General features: G+C 68.0%; 11 protein-coding genes. 6 read left to right on the plus strand and 5 right to left on the minus strand.

Going from position 1 to position 17,563, the window contains the following annotated elements:
• The 3 genes from ABD768_RS34880 to ABD768_RS34890 form a co-directional block, all read right to left on the minus strand.
• Nucleotides 1-624, minus strand: coding sequence for a hypothetical protein (locus ABD768_RS34880; RefSeq protein WP_344847953.1), 624 nt, complete (start codon nucleotides 622-624; stop codon nucleotides 1-3).
• Nucleotides 625-696: 72 nt separating this feature from the next.
• Nucleotides 697-6,447, minus strand: a complete 5,751-nt coding sequence (locus ABD768_RS34885; RefSeq protein ID WP_344847955.1) for an RHS repeat-associated core domain-containing protein — start codon at nucleotides 6,445-6,447, stop codon at nucleotides 697-699.
• A gap of 109 nt (nucleotides 6,448-6,556) precedes the next feature.
• Nucleotides 6,557-7,447, minus strand: a complete 891-nt coding sequence (locus ABD768_RS34890) for a diacylglycerol/lipid kinase family protein (RefSeq protein WP_344847957.1) — start codon at nucleotides 7,445-7,447, stop codon at nucleotides 6,557-6,559.
• 37 nt (nucleotides 7,448-7,484) lie between these two features.
• Here ABD768_RS34890 and ABD768_RS34895 point away from each other — a divergent pair, with 37 nt between their 5' ends.
• The 4 genes from ABD768_RS34895 to ABD768_RS34910 all read left to right on the plus strand — a co-directional run bounded on the left by ABD768_RS34895 (nucleotide 7,485) and on the right by ABD768_RS34910 (nucleotide 12,055).
• Nucleotides 7,485-8,882 carry a serine hydrolase domain-containing protein gene (locus ABD768_RS34895; protein ID WP_344847958.1) on the plus strand — a complete coding sequence of 466 codons (1,398 nt, stop codon included), beginning with the start codon at nucleotides 7,485-7,487 and terminating at the stop codon, nucleotides 8,880-8,882.
• Between the two features lie 77 nt (nucleotides 8,883-8,959).
• Complete coding sequence (locus tag ABD768_RS34900) at nucleotides 8,960-9,898, plus strand: NAD-dependent epimerase/dehydratase family protein (RefSeq protein WP_344847959.1); 939 nt, start codon at nucleotides 8,960-8,962, stop codon at nucleotides 9,896-9,898.
• A gap of 156 nt (nucleotides 9,899-10,054) precedes the next feature.
• Nucleotides 10,055-10,753, plus strand: coding sequence for a hypothetical protein (locus tag ABD768_RS34905; RefSeq protein WP_343980844.1), 699 nt, complete (start codon nucleotides 10,055-10,057; stop codon nucleotides 10,751-10,753).
• Nucleotides 10,754-10,810: 57 nt separating this feature from the next.
• A complete protein-coding gene (locus ABD768_RS34910) occupies nucleotides 10,811-12,055 on the plus strand; it encodes a M20 family metallopeptidase (RefSeq protein ID WP_344847962.1) in 1,245 nt (414 codons plus the stop codon).
• 85 nt (nucleotides 12,056-12,140) lie between these two features.
• On the opposite strand, the gene ABD768_RS34915 is transcribed toward ABD768_RS34910, so the two are convergent.
• Both ABD768_RS34915 and ABD768_RS34920 read right to left on the minus strand, forming a co-directional pair.
• Entirely contained in the window at nucleotides 12,141-13,595 is a 1,455-nt protein-coding gene (locus ABD768_RS34915) for an outer membrane protein assembly factor BamB family protein (RefSeq protein WP_344847964.1), read from the minus strand.
• A gap of 49 nt (nucleotides 13,596-13,644) precedes the next feature.
• Complete coding sequence (locus ABD768_RS34920) at nucleotides 13,645-15,099, minus strand: outer membrane protein assembly factor BamB family protein (RefSeq protein WP_344847966.1); 1,455 nt, start codon at nucleotides 15,097-15,099, stop codon at nucleotides 13,645-13,647.
• 544 nt (nucleotides 15,100-15,643) lie between these two features.
• On the opposite strand from ABD768_RS34920, the gene ABD768_RS34925 reads away from it, so the two are divergent.
• The gene (locus ABD768_RS34925; protein ID WP_344847968.1) at nucleotides 15,644-16,924 is read left to right on the plus strand and encodes a sensor histidine kinase; all 1,281 of its coding nucleotides are present in this window, start codon (nucleotides 15,644-15,646) and stop codon (nucleotides 16,922-16,924) included.
• Nucleotides 16,909-17,562: a response regulator transcription factor gene (locus ABD768_RS34930; RefSeq protein ID WP_343980859.1), complete on the plus strand. Its 654-nt coding sequence runs from the start codon at nucleotides 16,909-16,911 to the stop codon at nucleotides 17,560-17,562. The genes ABD768_RS34925 and ABD768_RS34930 overlap by 16 nt, the downstream gene beginning before the upstream one ends.
• The last annotated feature ends 1 nt before the right edge of the window (nucleotide 17,563 follow it).

Consider the following 17,563-nt stretch of genomic DNA (forward strand, 5'->3'; position numbering starts at 1 on the left):
TCAGCCTAAAGAGCGGGCTGCCAGGCGCTCGCGCCACCAGTCTTGGAACGGGTTGCCCATGGGGGCGCCTTGGAGTTGGTTGAGGAGTGGCTCGAGGTCGGACGGGTCGGCGTCGTCGATGTGCATGGAGAGGTAGCGCCAGGGGCGGCCGCGCGGGATTTCGGTGGGGAGGCCGGTGCCCAGGCTGCCTTCGTCGATGGCTTGGAGGACCTGATCGGGGTCCTGGAAGGCCAGTAGGCGGTCCAGAAGGCCGCCGGTCAGGACCTCTGTGATAGCGGCAGCGCAGCGGTCCGGGCCTTCGGAGGCTGGGTAGGACCACAGCTCGGTGGCTGACCCCGTCACGAAGGCGGGCGGGGCCGGTACGCGGTCGGCGATCACGCCCCACGTGATCGATGGCGACTTCGAACCGGCGTGGAAGGCGAAGGCTGCCGACGGGATCACGGCCCATTCGAGGTGGAAGCCGACCTTGGTCTGGTCGCCGGTGAACGGGGCGAAGGCAGCCAGTACGGCGTTGCCGGGGGCACCGGCCGGCGGCATCAGCAGATACCGCCGCCCGGACTTCGCGAAGCCGGCCGCGCCGAACAGCGCCGCGACCGCCTTCACCAGCTCGTCGAGAGGTTTCACCCGCCCATCATCACCGAACAGCCGGTCACCGGATCACCGCGCGGCCGGTCGTCGGATCGGCGATACGGGCGGTCACCGGATCAGTGGGATCGGGATGGGGATGGGAATCGGGATCGGGATGGGGATCGGGATCGGCGGGAAGAGCGGGTTCGGCTTCTGCTCGCTTTCCGGTTGCGGTGGTGGCGCGGGGCACCCGCACGGCTGGGTCTGCCGCCAGGTCTTCCAGCGGTCGCGTTCGGGGGCGAACTCCTCCAGCGTGCCGATCTCCTGCGAGTCCTTCAGATGCTGCTTGACCTTCGGCTGGTCCTCGTCGCCATAGGTGACCGCACCATCGACGATCCCCCAGTAGTTCGTCTTCGGGAACCCGGCGACGTCCTTGTACGGCCCGCCGATCGTCCAGCCGGTCCGGGCGAAGATCGGCTTCCCCGGATCGGACAGGTCCTGCAGGTGGTCGGCGTACCACTGGGCCTCCTTCTGAGCCCGGTAGTTGCGGTCCTGCCCCAGTGCCTTGACCTCCCAGACGTACCGCTGGTCGTAACAGGAGGCCGGCCCGGTCGGGCACATCTCGACGGTGAGCATGATGTCGGCCTCACCATCGGCCGTACAGCCCGGTATCTGGATCCAGGTCGTCTTGTCGGCGCACTTCTTGGCGCCTTGTGGCACTTTGACCTTGAACTGCAGCCGGACGTTCTTCATCCCGAGCGCCCTGGCCTGCCGCGCGATCCGCTCACCAGCTGCGGTCTGCACCGCGTCATGCTTGGCGGTGAAGTTCTGCGGGTGCAGCAGGTTGGTCCCGTTGTACTCCGGACTCGACGGGCAGACACAAGTGCCGTCTGCGGCCTGGTACTCCGTGCAGGCAGGGTCATCGCACATCCGCAGACCGGTCGGGTCGGCAGCGCTGACCGGGTCGTTGTTCGCATAGGCATACCCGTTGAGCTGCTGCGGAACAGCCGGATCGAGCACCTTGTCGACCGACAGGAACCGCCCGGTGTCCGGGTCATAGGCCCGGGCCCCGATCTGGGTCAGCCCGGTGGACGCGTCCTGCGTCCCCCCGACGAATCCCTTCTCACCAGGCAGGTCCACAGTCGTCCCACGCGGACCACCGAACGGCAGCGACCGCTGCTGGACGACCGATTGAGCCTGCGAGTCGATTGCCAGCTGCTCGGTGTTGTGGTGATCACTGGCCAGCCAGGAGAGCCCCGCCGTCGTCCTGACCGCTATCGCGGACCCCGCGTGGTTGTAGTAGCGGGTAGGAGTCAGTGCGCCGGTAGCGCGGTCGAGCTTGAGCTCCTGGTTGCCGAGATAGAGCGTGGTGCTCGTCGGGTCCCGCCGAAGCAGGCGGGTCCCCTCGGAGTCGTACAGGAACTCAGTGCTCTTCCCTGCCTCGGTCACCTTGCTCAGGCGACCCTGCGGATCCCAGGCAAGGGTCTGCGCACCCTTGGCCGTCGTATTGCCACTCAGGTCGTAGCCGTAGTCCTCGGTCCGGGTCCCAGTCGGTTCGCCGGTGACAGTCACCGAACCGACCGCATGCGGACGTGTTGCCCCCGCTGCCGGATAGGTGGAGGTGCGGACACGGTCTACGGCACCGGCGTGCTGCGTCTCGGTCTTGCGGTTGCCAGTGCTGTCGTAGGTGTAGGAGTTCCAGTACGGCGCCCCGCCCGCGAGCTGGTCCTTCGCCGGTGCATTCTCACAGCCGTTGCCCGGGGTCCACGCCTCGGTCAGCCGCTGCAGGTAGTCGTACCTGAAGCACTGGACGTCCGCCGGTTGCTCCATCGGGGTGTCCGCGATCGAGGTGATCCGGCCGGACTGGTCCCGCGTGTAGTGCACATCGGACTGCATCGGCTGGGGTAGCTCGGCATCGACGATCGTGCGGTTGAGCCGGCGCGTGCTGTCCTCGTAGTAGCTCGACAGCCAAACCCGCTTGGTCCCCTCACCCAGCTGGACCCGTTGCTGTTCGCCGTACTTCGTGTAGTCGGTCTGCAATGCATACTCGACCGTCTGGCCGGTCGGACCGCCATAGGTCCGCAGTGGCCGGGCCTGATCGTCGTACGTGTGGAAGACCGACTCCTTGAAGAGCCCACCGATCTCTGGGTAGGTCTCGCTGGCCACACTGCCGTCGACGTTGTAGGTGGTGCTCGCCTCGTACGTCCCCGCCAGCGGCCCCTCTGAGCCGACTGCCGTCTCCGGGACGGTCAGCGTGGTCTTCACCGGCTTGTAGAGCTGGTTGTACCCGAGCACGGCCTCCTTGTAGGCGGCTCCCCCTGGTCCGTAGCTGGTCGCCGTCGCCAGTTGGCCCTTGACCGTCGCCCCGTTGTCCAAGGTGTCGTAGGTCCAGGATGCGGTCTTCGTACCGCTGGTCGAGCCGACGTAGTCGCCCGTCTTCCGGCCGAGCACGTCGTAGGTGTAGGCGATCGTCTGGCTACGGGCATCCGTGGTCGAGACCACCTGACCCACGTCGTCGTACTCGGTGGTGGTGATGCCCTTGTCCGGGTCCTTGCGCCAGACCTCCTGCCCGCGGAGGTTGTAGCGGTACTCCCACTTGTTGCCCGCGGCATCGGTCATCGTGGCCAGCTGGCCGGACGGCGTGTAGGCGTAGCTGGTCTTGTCGAAGTCCCCGGTCGGTGCGGCGCCGCGATACTGCCGGAGCTCGATCGCCCGGCCACGCCCGTCCGTGATCGTCTTGGTCGGCGTGGTGCCGTCCGGCGGATCGATGGAGGTCCAGTCCCCGCTGTACCGGGTGCTGGTCCGCCAGAGCTCGTGCCCGTCGCCGCCACCGCGGTAGATCGACTCGGCCGGTCGCCCGCCCCCGTCGTACTCGGTGGTCGTCAGCCCCGGTACTTCGTTGTCGTTGGCAAGCCAGAGCTCGGTGTCGACCGCCTTGTCGTTGAAGAACGCCTGCGTCGTCTTGGCCTGCCGGCCCTGCGAGTCGTACCGGGTATCCACGAGCAGACGGCCACCACCGGGAGACGGGCTCTGGGTCTGGCGCTGCCGCAGCAACCCGTCGTACAGGGCGGTCGAGGTGGAGTAGAGCCCGCGCGGGCCGAGGGTCGACGTGGTGACGGCCGTCGGGGCGTCATTGCGGACGAGGTAGGTGTAGCGGTAGTTGCCGGTCTGCGGCGGGTTGGCGTTGCGCAGGCGGTTCGGCAGCCAGGTCTCGACCAGCCTGCCGAGGGCGTCGTACGCGGACTCGGTCCTGCGGTTGTTGGGATCGACGACCAGCACCGGCTGTCCCTTGGCCGGGTCCAGCGTGGTCGTGGTCGTGTGGCCGAGCGCATTGGTCTGCGTGGTCTTGAGGACCGGCCCGCCCGTCTCCGGGGCGTACGTGGTCGTCGTGGCACGCCCGAGAGCGTCCTTGCTCACGGTCACCCGGCCATGCGCGTCGTACTCGGAGGTCGCGACGGTCTTGTACACCGGTGCGCTGGCTGTCCCGCCGACGCGCTGCTCCAGCCGGGTCACCGAGCCGGACACCGGTGCGGTCGCCGCTGCCTGTCCGTCGAAGGAGGTCCGTACGTCGGAGATCAGGTCGTCGGGGTAGGTCGGAGTGGTGGCGCACTTCACCGCCACCGTCTCCACCCGGGACGGCAGGCTGAGCAGCCACTTGCCGTCGTTGCGGAGGTACGTCGTCCGGGTGCAGGTGTCGTCCGTGGCGACCGCGACGTCACCGGCGTCGTCGACCTTGGTCACCTGGCCGCGGTCGTCGTACTCGGTGCTGGTCTCGGTGACCCGCCAGCCGCGGCCAGCGTCGAGCGCGGCGTACTCGCGCTTCGTTCCCGGCCTGACGATGTAGGCGTTGAAGGCGCCACGGGTCGCGGTCGGCCCTTGCCAGGCCGGGTCGGTGATCGTCTTGCCGAGGACCGTGTCCGAGTCGCCGTCGTAGGTGGTCGTCTCGTACTCGGTCCCGGCCAGCCAGTCCTCGTCGGCATGGACGCCGCCCTCGGAGTCGGTCACCGACACCGTCTTGGTGCCGCCGTCCTTGTTCAGGCGGTCGCCGTTCATGCCGCGGTAGAAGCGCTGCTCCGAGCGGGTGATCGGGCCGGCCTCGTCGTGCTCGCTGCCGCCGCGGATCACCACCCGGCCGAAGCCGCGGAACTCGTTCCAGGTCTTCTTGTCGGCGGGGGTGAACTCGGACTGGTCGTAGTGCCAGGCGGCGCCGTCCAGGTACTCGTAGTGGATCTCTTGCTGGGTGCTCGAGCTGAGCCGGTCGGACTGGATCACCGACTCGACGACGTACTTGTTGAAGTAGTCGGTGCGCTCGGCGAAGTCCTTCTTCGTCCAGCGGACCGGGAAGCAGCGTTTGGTGTTCGACTCCGGGTTGGTCGGCGGCGCGAGACAGTCCGGTGGCGCGTAGTTGACCGAGATGACGCCGCCGGACTCCGAGACGATGCCGGTGATCCGGTACCGGATGATCGGCGACAGGTTGTCCGACTGGTAGACGCGGTTCGCCATCTTGGCGCCCTCGAACGTCACCGCCGGCAACGTGATCGAGCCGCCGCCGGCCAGTCCCGTGTGAGTGATCGACTTGAGCCACAGCGCGGCCTTGTCGCCGTCGCCCGGCGCGGGGAACTGCTGGTCGAGATCCCAGCGGTCGACATCGGCGTACGTGTCGTCGCCGGTCCGCACCTGGGTGGTGATCGCGCTCAGCCGCTTGGTGGTCCAGAAGGTCGGCGAGTAGTGGTCCTTGCAGGTCGCGACCACGCAGCGCTCGTCGAGCGGGACGTCCGGGAAGTTGTCCTTCTTCTCGTAGACACAGGTGCTGCCAGGGACACAGCGTTCGGCGGTCGTGAACAGGACCCGGCCGGTCGGCTGCACGTCGAGCCCGGTGTGCAGGCCGTACTCCGCCTTGGTCAGCCAGCCACCACGGATGTAGGAGACGGCCGCGTCCTTGACGTTCTGGCCGTACGAGTTGCTCTCGGTCTCGTAGTCGTACTGGATGACGTTGCCGTACCGGTCGATGACCTGGTCCAGGTTCCACTTCCACGCCTGGGTGCAGACGGAGGTGGCGAAGGTGCTGCCGTGACACGGCTCGTCGGTGTCGTCGCCGTACACCGGGACGGTCCAGGTCGACTTGGCGGCGGGCCGGGACCCGAACAGGTACTGCGTGCCGTCGACCGTGGTGATCCGCCAGTACTCGCCGTCCTTGGCCCCGTTGGCCGCACCGGTCAGCTTCTCGATCCGCGACCCGTTGTCGTTGCGCTGACGCCACCCGTTGGCGCCGATGATGAGCTGGCCGCCGCCGCCCGGGTAGGAAGCGGTGGCGTTGTCCGACCGCCAGCACAGGTCCCCCGCGTTCTGGCCCTTGTTGCTGCCTTCCTTGTCCTCGGAGCAGCCGCCATAGGTGCGCTCGATCGAGCCGACGTCGAGGTCCCAGCCGTCACCGACCCAGGACGGCTGGTTGTTGGTCGCGCTGGTCCGGCCGTCCACTGCCGACGAGGAGTAGGACAGCGCCAGCGAGGGCTGCAAGCCACCGGGAGCCGGCGGTACGTCGATCGGGTACGACCAGGTGAACGTCCCCGACTGCGCCGCGACGCTCCAGGTCGAGGACGGCGCCAGCTGCGTCGCGTGCTGCGTACCGGACCCCTCAGCGGCCGCTCCGGACTGCGGCTGATCACCGCTCAATGCGCGGATGCTGGCCTCGTCCTTGCCTCTCGGCTGCATCTGCTGGCCGGTGACGTTGACGGAGGGCACGTTCGGCAGTGGGACGCTCGGACCGCCTCCGGCCGCCGCCGCGGTGACCGTGGTCGGTGGCGACCCGACCAGTACCGAGATGAACAGAGTTGCCGCCAGGACACCGGCCAAGCGGCGGCGCGTTCGTGTTTCCTTCACAGTTGTGACACCCCTCCCCTGTGCGGGTGGGCATACCCGCACAGGTGATGGTGGTGCCTGTCACCGGTCCTGATCGACCTGTTCCATCAGCATGGAAGAGGTCGACGGCTCAGGGCACCTTCACCAGCAGAGCGGCAGGGTCGACCGTTGCCGTGAGAGTGCTGCCGTTGGCGATCTGATCGCCGTCCAGTTCGCGGCGGACCGTCGTCGACGCCTTCACCCGGATGGTCTGGCCGGTGAAGCGCTCGATGTGCCGGCCTTCCTGGACGCGCTTGACGACCAGGCTCAGGGCCAGCCGGGGCCAGTGGCTGACGCGACGCGGCGCCAGCACGACCAGGTCGATCTTGCCGTCGTCGGGCTCGGCGTCCGGGAGCAGCGGGATGTTGGCCTGCAGGGTGCCGACGTTGCCGATCACGACGGTGCGGGCTCGCCGGCGTACCGGAGGCCGGTCGTCGATGGTGATCTCCACCCGGATGAACGGGTGGTTGAGGTTCTTCACGGTCGAGACCACGTACGCCGCCCAGCCGACGTGCTTCTTCAGGCCGTCGGGGGCGTCGGCGATGATCGCGGCGTCCAGCCCGAGGCCGGCCATCACGACGAAGCGGTCGTCGTCGAGCTGGTCGCCCTTGACCGTGACGCTGTCGATGCGGTGTTCGCCGCCGTCCAGGAGCTGGCCGAGGGCCTCGTCGAGGTCGAGCGAGATGCCGAGATTGCGGGCCAGCAGGTTGCCGGTACCTGCGGGAAGTACCGCGACCGGGATGCCGGTCCCGGCCAGCTCGGCGCAGACGACCCGGACGGTCCCGTCGCCGCCGGCCACGACGACCAGGTCGACACCCTCGTCGATCGCCTTCCGCGCCATCGACGAGCCGGGGTCGTCCTCGGTCGTCTCCAGCCACAACGGCTCGGCGACGCCGCGTTCCGCGAGCGCCGCTGCGACCTTGCTCTGAAACCCGTCGGGGACCTTGATCGGATTGAGGATCACGGCGGCTGTGGATATCACTGTGCTTTTTGTCCGTTCGACGGGATAACTTGCTCGGGTGAGCAGCCTCCTACGGAGTACCCCAGAAGACCAGGGCCTATCCGCCACCGCACTGGACGCCTTCGTCGGCGCGCTCGACGCGTCCGCGCAGGAGATCCAGACACTGATCCTGCTGAGACACGGCAAGGTCGTGCTCGAGGAGGCCTGGGCGCCGTACCGGATCGAGGATCCGCACCTGCTGTTCTCGATCTCGAAGAGCTTCACCTCGACCGGGATCGGCCTGCTCGTCGCCGACGGCAAGCTCTCGATCGACGACAAGGTGGTGTCGTTCTTCAGCGCGGACGAGCTGCCGGACACGATCAGCGACAACCTGGCCGCGATGGAGATCCGGCACCTGCTCACGATGTCGACCGGTCATGCCCAGGACACCATCGAGGCGCTCGGCCGGGACGAGCGGATGATCCGCACCTTCCTCGGCCTGGAGGTCGCGCACGCGCCGGGCGCTCCGTTCGTCTACAACACCGGCGCGACCTACATGCTGTCCGCGATCGTGGGGAAGGTCACCGGCGAGACGCTGCTCGACTACCTGCGGCCGAGGCTGTTCGGGCCGCTCGGCATCGACGAGGCGACCTGGCCGACGTCGAAGGAGGGCGTCACGCTGGGCGGCTGGGGGCTGAGCATCAACACCGAGTCGCTGGCGCGGTTCAGCCAGTTCCTGCTGCAGCGCGGCGAGTGGGACGGCGAGCAACTCGTGCCCGCGGCCTGGATCGACGAGGCGACGAAGAAGCAGGTCGACAATTCCTCCGAGACCAACCCGGACTGGCAGCAGGGGTACGGCTACCAGTTCTGGCGCGCCCGCAACAACGCGTACCGGGGCGACGGCGCCTTCGGTCAGTACTGTCTGGTCTTGCCCGATCACGACGCGACGCTCGTCATCACCAGCGCCTCGCCGGACATGCAGGCCGTCATGGACATCATCTGGGAGCACCTGCTGCCGGCTCTGCAGGGCGAGGCAGGCGACGGTACTGCGCGGCCGCCACGGCTCGAGCTGGTGCCGCCGACCGGCGCGACCTATGCCGGCGACGGGCGGACGTACGAGTTCGACGCCAACCCGATGGGGATCGCCGCGGTCCGGCTCGACCCGGACGGTACCGGCACCTTCACCCTCGTGCCCGGCTCGCTGGCCGACGATGCGCAGGCGACCACGGGCAGGACGCAGGAGCTGAGCTTCGCTCCCGGGCCGTGGCAGGAGGATGTCGACAAGCTGCAGGACACCCCGCAACGGCTGGTCACCAGCGCGTACGGGGACGGCGACACCTTCGTCGCGATCGTCCGCTACCTCGAATCGCCGTATGTCGTCACGATGCGCTGCCGGGTCGACGGTGAGGCGCTGCAGATCGACCTGCGCTTCAACGTCTCCTTCTGGCCACCGGAGCTGACCCTGCGCTCACGCTGAGCACGTGACGCGGGTCATAGTCACACCCGCGCTCTCCGCCGTGTCCCTGGGTCGTCAACGGTGAGACGGAGGATGACATGAAGGTGTTGGTGGCAGGTGCGACCGGCGGGCTCGGACGTTCGCTGGTGCCGAAGCTGATCGCGGCGGGGCACGACGTGACCGGGATGATCCGGTCCGAGTCGGGCGCGGCCGGCGTACGGGCGCAGGGTGCTCAGGTGGTGCTGGCGGACGGGCTGGATGCTGCCGCGGTGAAGGCGGCCGTCGGGTCCGTGCAGCCGGAAGTGGTAGTGCACCAGATGACGGCGCTGAAGTCCGGGATCGACTTCAGGAAGTTCGACGAGAGCTTCGCACTGACCAACCGGCTGCGCACCGAGGGCACGGACAACTTGCTCGCTGCCTCGCACGCGGCCGGCGTACGGCGGATCATCGTCCAGAGCTACGCCGGCTGGAACCTGCAGCGCAGTGGCTCGCCGACCAAGACCGAGAGTGATCCGCTGGATGCTCACCCGGTCGCCGCGACCAGTCAGACGATGGCCGGCATCCGCCACCTCGAGGCGGCCGTCACCGCAGACCAGGCAATCGAGGGCCTCGTACTCCGGTACGCGAGCTTCTACGGCCCGACGGGCGCGATCGGCAAAGGTGGCGAGCTGGTCGAGCTGATCCGCCGCCGCAGGCTGCCGTTGATCGGCGACGGGTCCGGCGTCTGGTCCTTCATCCACTACGACGACGCGGCCGATGCGACCGTTCGGGCAGTCACGACGGGCGACCCCGGCATCTACCAGATCGCCGACGACGACCCGGCCTCCGCTGCGGTCTGGCTGCCCGAGCTCGCCCGCATCCTCGGCGCGAAGCCACCACGTCACCTCCCGGTCTGGCTGGCCAAGCTGGCCGCGGGTGAGGCAGCGGTCTCGGCCTTCACCCAGATCCGCGGGGCGGACAACGGCAAGGCGAAGGACGCCTTCGGCTGGCACCCCGCCTACGCCAGCTGGCGACAGGGCTTCCGCCACGGCCTGTGAGCGGCGTGAGGTGACGGCCGGTCCCAGCGCCTGGTCACCCGTTCGGGCAGGGGTGTCTTTCCGAACATGCAGCGTCCGGTGGATTCGCCCCCTTGGGTGGTGCGAGCTGCTTACGGTTCCAACAGACCGAAGTCATCGCTCAAGGGGGATACACCCATGCGTTACAAGTCGTTGCTCGCAGCAACCGCGCTGCTTGCTTCCGGACTCGCGTTCGGCACGCCCGCCGAGGCGGCGCCGTCCGCCGCGCCTGCTCTTCCCGAGTGCAAGCCGCTGGTGCCGGCGAAGCTGATCATGCGGAGGCGCACGACGAACTACACGGTCGGCCTGGCCGCCTCCTGCCCCGCAACCCTGTACAACGCCGACTGGAAGGGCATCCAGCCCGGCGACCCGGAGAAGACGAAGCTCGAGTTCCTGAACGGCGACCGGTTCGCCGAGCTCCAGCTGTCCGCCTTCGTCTCACCGGTCGGCCGGGTCACCTGGACGCCGACCAGCGAGACCGGCACCGACTCGCAGGGTGACGACGTCGCCATCCTCAAGCCGGTCCCGTCCGTGACGAAGTACGCGTCGTCGGCAACGGTTTCCGGCAAGCGCGTCGGCGGCACCACGACGGTGGTCGCCACGGTCGGCTACTACAACCCGAAGGCGAACGCGTTCGTCCGCTGGCCGTCGAAGGCCGTCACCCTGCAGTACAAGGTGCCGGGCAGCACGAAGTGGCTGTACCTGCGCAAGGTGACCACCAACAAGGTCGGCCAGGCCGCCTTCACCTGGACCCCGAAGGCGACCCGGTACTACCGCGCGGTCGTTCCGGCGAACACCACCATCTGGGACTTCACCACCGCCGCCATCAGCAAGTGAGCTCGCAGGCCGCGTCCCCCACTGGGGGTCGCGGCCTTCCGCTGCGAAACTGACTTCATGATCACACCCGCCGAACAAGCCGTCCTCGATCGCGTCGACGAACAGCTCCTCGTCCGGATCACCCAGAACCTGCTGCGGGCGCCCGGGCAGAATCCACCCGGCGAGGAGGCTGCGACGGTCTCTGCGTTGAGCGCGGCCGCGATCGAACTGGATCTCGATGTCGTAGCCACCCGGGTCGAGCCCGGCCGCGACAACCTCACCATCACCCTTGCCGGCGGCAACGGCCCGGGCCTGCTCCTCCTCGGCCACACCGACGTCGTCCCGATCGGCGACGGCTGGACCAGGGACCCCTTCGGCGGCGAACTACTCGACGGCCGCATCTACGGCCGCGGCGCCTCCGACATGAAAGGCGGCCTCGCCGCCGCACTCGCCGCCCTCGCGGCGCTTCGCGGCGTCGAGCTGAGCGGCCCGGTCGAGCTGGCCGCCCTGATGGACGAGGAAGAAACCGGCAAGGGAATCCGCGCCTATGTCGAAGCCACAAGGCGGGACGCCACCGCCGATGGCGGCGACAGCGGAGGCAGTGGTGTTGGCGGCGGCAGCGGCGTCGGCGGCGGCTCGTGGCTTGGGTGCATTACGGCTGAGCCGACTGACTTGCAGACCATCATCGGCGCTCGTGGCGACTCCTACCTTCGGGTGGAGATCCATGGGAAGTCTTGTCATGCGGGGAATCCAGCTGATGGAGCGAACGCCATCTACGGCGCGGCTGCTGTGGTTGCGGAGATCGAGCGGTTGCATGCGGAGTTGGCCGAGGCGCCGCATCCGTTGCTGGGGGCGGCTACTTGGAGCGTCGGGCAGATCCAGGGTGGTACGGGTGGTTCGATCGTGCCGGCCGAGTGCGTGCTCGTCGCCGACCGGCGGCTGCTTCCGGGTGAATCACCTGAGGCCGTCCTCGACGATCTCAAGGCCCGGGTCGCTGCCCTCGAGCTGGAAGATCGCGGCCTTTCGGTAGAGCTCGAGATGCCGATGGAGATGCCCGCGTTCCTCACCTCCGCGGATACGGAGCTGGTCACCGTGACCGATGCGGCGCTCGCCGACGCCGGTGGACCGCGGCTCCCGCTCGGCGGTTGGACAGCTGCCTGCGACGGCGGTTTCGTAGCGCGCGACCTCGGCGTACCGGTCGTAGTGCTCGGCCCCGGCTCCGTCACCGACCAAGCCCACCGCGCCGACGAATCCGTCGGCGTCGATGAGCTGGTGGTAGCCGCCCGGACCTACGCCCTGACTGCCCTACGGCTACTTGGCTGAGCACTGATCGATGACCGGTACGGAGCCGGCGACTCGCAGAGCGGCGGTCGAGAGCAACCGGCGGACTGGGTCACCGCAGACCGCGTCAGAAGGTTCGGTCGAAGGTGATGAAGAGGCCGTTGGCGTCGATCGTCACGGTGCGGGCGTCGCTGACGATGCCCTTGATCGCACCGATCTTCTGGCCCGGCAGAGGATTGGTCACGGTTCCTGATCCCAGGTCGACGGCAAGCAGCCCGTCGTCGAAGGTGTTCGCCAAGAGGCTGTTACCGAGGACTTCGGATGCCCCCTGCCTCAGGGGCGAGCCGGTTGCGGAGATCTGCGTTCGCCAGCGTTCGGTGCCGTCGGTGAGGTTGCGGGCAACCAGGTCGGACGACTTCGGCTTGCTGTTGCTCTTCTCGTAGGACAGGACGAGGTCGCCGGTCACCTTGAAGGAGTCGACGAGCCAGTAGCCGAACTGGTTCTTGAAGTCGTGCTTCCACAGTTGTTTGCCGGCTCGATCGATACCGGTCATCCAGGTCTCGGTCATCAGGGTCTTGCCTTGATCGGACGAGCGGCGGGAGATCACTACCGCGACGTCCTTGCCGGTGCCGACGACGTTACTGATCCAGCCTCGATCGTCGGGTCCACGGTAGGACCAGGTCGGCGTACCGTCCGCAGCCGACCGCGCCACGACGGCACCCCGATCCCTGACCGGCGGCTCCGACCTGCGGTCCGGATCGAGTTTCCGCGAGCGGCCGATGTCGTCCAGGTCGGTGGGGAACCGGCTCAGCAGGACCTGGTCGTGCAGCAGCTGCACAGAATCGGCCTCGTCGAGGCCCGCGACGCGCTTGTTCCAGCTGACTTTGCCCGACCGGGTGTCGATGCGGGCCAACCGCACGTCATGATCCGATTTCTTGGTCGCGTCGGATGGGCGGACGACGAAGAGCGCGTCCCCGGACGCCGCCGAGCCGAAGGTCCAGCGCGAGTCCGTATCGCTGTCCTTGCCGACCTTCGTGCACCATGCGATATCGCCGTTGCTGGTGTCCACGGCCGTGATCCGTGGCGCCTTGTCCCTGGGCATGCGCATCAACAGCATGCGGTTGGCCAGGTCCCCACCGCCGGCGCCGTAGCCCACCTGGTGGCGTCCCCAGACCGGCTGTCCGGTCTCGCCGTCGACCTGCACGAGGGCACCGCCGGTACCCGGCCCTAGGAGGCCGCCGTCGCCTACCTCGAATCGGACGTCCCCGTCGTTCGAGTTGGCCAGAGTCGCGATAGCCGTACCCGTTTCACTGGGTAGGACGACGGCACTACGGGCGGCCCCGAGCGGTGCCACCGGATGCTGTGCGACCTCCAGCAGATTCCGGAGGTCCTGCCGAACCCCGTCGTAGAAGTCGTCGACCTTGACCTGGTCCAGCGGCACCGCGTGGAGCCGCGCCAGTTTCGCGACCGGAACCTCTCCGAAACTCGCCGCGCACCGCCCCGTCCACAAAGGCCGGACGATCAGAACTCCGGCCGCGATCACCGCGACGCCGGTGACGACGGCGATGGCCCGCCGGTTCATTGTGGTCTCCGTTCGAGGTAGGGATCCGTAGCGGGCCGAGCCCGGCCCGTCAGAAGGTTCGGTCGAAGGTGATGAACAGGCCGTTGGCGTCGATCGTCACGGTGCGGCCGTCGCTGACGATGCGGTCGATCGGGCCGATCTTCCGACCCGGCAGCGGATTGGACACGGCTCCCGAGCGGAGGTCGACGGCCGTGAGGCCGCCGCCGTAGGTGCTCGCCAAGAGATCGTTGCCGAGGGTTTGGGCTGCCTCGGGCCGCAGTGGCGACCAGGTTCCGGTGAGCTGGGTTCGCCAGCGTTCGGTGCCGTCTGTCAGGCTGCGGGCGACCAGGGTGGAGGTATCGGCCTTACTGTCTCGCTGCTCGTGGGACAGGACCAGATCGCCCGTCACCAGGAAAGAGTCGCGCCGGAGGTCGGTGAACTGGCCCTTGAAGTCGTGCTTCCACAACTGCTTGCCGGTCCGATCGATGCCGGTCAGCCAGTTCTCGTTGACCAAGAGCTTTCCCTGATAGGACGAGCGGCGCGAGATGACTACCGCGACGTCCTTGCCGGTGCCGACCACGTTGTTGATCCAGCCTCGATCGTCCGGTCCGCGGTACAGCCAGGTCGCGCTACCGTCCGCAGCCGACCGGCCCACAATCGCGCCGCGGTCGTTCACCGGCTGCGACATGTCGTCCGACTCCAGGACCTGCCTTCGGCCGTTGGCGTCCAGATCGATGTGGAACGGGCTCAGCAGGATCTGGTCGTGCAGCACCTGCAAGGAGTCGGCCTGGCCGAGACCCTCGACGGGCAGGTTCCAGTTGACGTCGCCGGACCGGGCGTCGATGCGGGACAACCGCACGTCGTCGTCGGATTCGTTGTCCGCATCGGATTCGCGGACGACGAAGAGTGCGTCTCCGGACGCCGCCGAATCGAAGGTCGGACGGTACCGGGTCTCGCTGTCCTTGCCGAGTTTCGTGCACCAGGCGAGGTCACCGTTGCCGGTGTTCACCGCCGCGACGCGTGGGGCCTTGTTCCTGGGTGTGTGCATCAGGATCAGGTGGCCGGCGAGGTCTCCGCCGCAGGCGCCGTAGCCCACTTGGCGGCGTCCCCACACCGATTGACCGGTCTTCGCGTCGACCTGCACGATGGCACCAGCTGTCTCCGTCCCGACGAGACCACCACCGTCCAGCTCGAATCGCACGTTCCCGTCGTCCGAATTGGCCAGGCTCGCGGCACCCGAGCCTCCTACATGGGGTACGACAACGGCGCTTCGGGCCGATCCGAGTGGGCCCACCGGATGCAGTGCGACCTCCAGGAGATTCCGGACGTTCTCCCGATACTCATCGTCGAAGTCGTCGACCTCGACCTGGTCGAGCGGCATCGCATGGAGCGTCGTCAGCTCCGCGGCCGGGATCTTTGCGAAGCTCGCCGAGCACCGCCCGGCCCACAAGGGCCGGCCGATCAGAACTCCGCCGGCCGCGATCACCGCAACGCCGACGGCAATGGCGATGATCCGCCGTTTCATCGTGGTCTCCGTTCGGGGGTGAAGAGCAGTTCTGATGCTATGGGCAACGATCGTCGACCTGGACGTCCGGTTCGGCATCGAGTCCGGTGCCGGTCAGGAGCCGCCGGGCACACCCGGCATCCGGTCGGCGGACACCCATTTCCCGGACCGTCCGATCAGATGGTTGCCGCCGGCGACCGCGAGCTGGGTCGCGCGCATCCTTGCAGAGTTGCGGTCGAAAGGCCGTCAGAAAGTCGTTGATTGCAGCAACCTGCAACAGGCAACTGCGTGGGACCGGTGCGGGCGACAGATGCGTCCGGCTCGGTGGACGGCTGGTGCAGCCGGGCTGAGATCGTCAAACGCGATGTCCTCTCGCGAGCAGCTGCCTGTGGTTCGCCGGGGTTCTCGTCGGTGACCAGGCCGAGGGTTCTCACAGCCGAGATTTTGAGGGGCCTGGCCACCTGGATGGGTGGGGCTGGGCCTACTTTCGGGCCGGTTCGGCCAGAATCGGGAGCCGGTCGGTACAGAGTGGAGACAGCGAGCCGTACCGACGACTGGAGGAGACATGCGACAGGTGGTGCCGTGGCTGGTGAGGGTGTGCGTGGGGTTCGCGCGGGCCTGTGTTCTGGTTGGGGTGACCATGGTGGTTCCGGCCGTCTGGGCGATTGCCGCGGTGGTGTGGATCTGGTGGGGTGGCAACCCCTGGTCGCTTTTCGCACCGGTCGTGCTGGCGGCCATCGGCACGTTCGCCCTGGCCCGGCCGGTCTGCCGGATGATCCGGTACTTCGTAGCGCGCTGGACCGGCACCGTCATCCCCGGCGGCTACCTGGAGCCTGCACCCGTGACCCAGATGTCCACCGGCTACTGGTGGAACGGCCGCTCCTACTCCTCCACGCAGAAGGAAGCCAAGGAGGACCAGGAACTCGCGAACCTCTGGCGCGATCCCGCGACCTGGCGCGACCTGCGCTTCCTGGAGATCGCCCCCTTCGCCATCGGCCTGCCCGCCGCCATCCCACCAGCCGGCATCGCGCTGGCGGTCCTCGCCTTCATCGAGCCGTCGGGCCTCACCATTCTGCTCGGCGCTCTGGGCCTGATCGCCGCAATCGCCGTCTCCCCCTACGCCTGGCGCACCACCGGGCCAGTGGCCATCCGCTTCCTGCGTCCGTCGCAGGAGCAACTCCTGGCAGAGCGAGTCGATGAATTGACCGCCCAGCGTGCCGACAGCACCGTCGCCCAGGCCGCTGAAATCCGCCGAATCGAGCGCGACCTCCACGACGGCGCCCAAGCCCGACTGGTCGCCCTCGGCCTCGCTCTGGCCACCGCCGAGAAGCTGATGGAGACCAACCCCGAGCAAGCCAAGGCACTCATGCGCGAAGCCCGAGCCGGCGCCGCCACCTCCCTGACCGAGCTCCGCGAACTGGTCCAAGGCATCAACCCGCCCGTCCTCAACGAGCGCGGCCTCATCGACGCGGTCCGAGCCCTCGCGCTGGACAGCCCACTCGCGGTCACCGTCAGCGCCGATACCCGCCTCACCCTCGACCCACCCATCGAGTCCGCCCTGTACTTCGCAGTCGCAGAACTACTCACCAACACCACCAAACACGCCCACGCAACGTCAGTACGAATCACCTTCACCCGCTCGCCGGTGCCGGACGAGGATCGAAAAGGCGCGGCGCTCGTCGTCGAGGTCTCCGACGACGGCAAGGGCGGCGCCACCGCTCGCAAGGGCGGCGGACTCGAGGGATTGCAACGACGGCTGGCGGTCTTCGACGGCGGGTGCGAGATCGCCAGCCCGCCCGGTGGCCCGACGACGGTCAGAATGGTGGTGCCATGCGAATCCTTGTAGCCGAAGACCTGTACCTCCTCCGCGACGGAATGGTCCGCCTGCTCGAGGCCTACGGGCACTCGGTCGTCGCGACCACGAGTACCGGTCCTGAGACCCTCGCCGCCCTGCTGGAGCTCCGGCCCGACGTCTCGATCATCGACGTCCGGATGCCACCGACCCAGTCGGACGAGGGCCTCCGCGCTGCCCTTGCCGCGCGCAACGAAGTACCGGGCCTGCCGGTCCTGATCCTGTCCCAGCATGTCGAACAGCTCTACGCCCGCGAGCTCCTCGCCGACGGCACCGGCGGCATCGGCTACCTGCTCAAGGAGAGCGTCTTCGACGCCGACCAGTTCGTCGACGCCCTCGAACGCGTCGCCGCCGGCGGCACCGCGATGGACCCGGCCGTGATCGCCAAGCTGCTCAACGCCGGCACCCCCGGCAAGAAACTCGGCCGGCTCACCGAACGCGAACACGAAGTCCTCGCCCTGATGGCCGAAGGCCTCTCCAACCAGGCCATCTGCCGGCGCCTGTACCTGAGCGAGAGCGCGGTCAGTAAACACACCACCGCCCTGTTCACCAAACTCGGCATCACCGACGACACCACCACCAACCGCCGGGTCCTGGCCGTCCTCGCCTACCTGAACCAAGTCACAAGCTGAA

The sequence above is a fragment of the Kribbella ginsengisoli genome (assembly GCF_039537185.1).
In the GTDB taxonomy this organism is placed as follows: Bacteria; Actinomycetota; Actinomycetes; order Propionibacteriales; family Kribbellaceae; genus Kribbella; species Kribbella koreensis.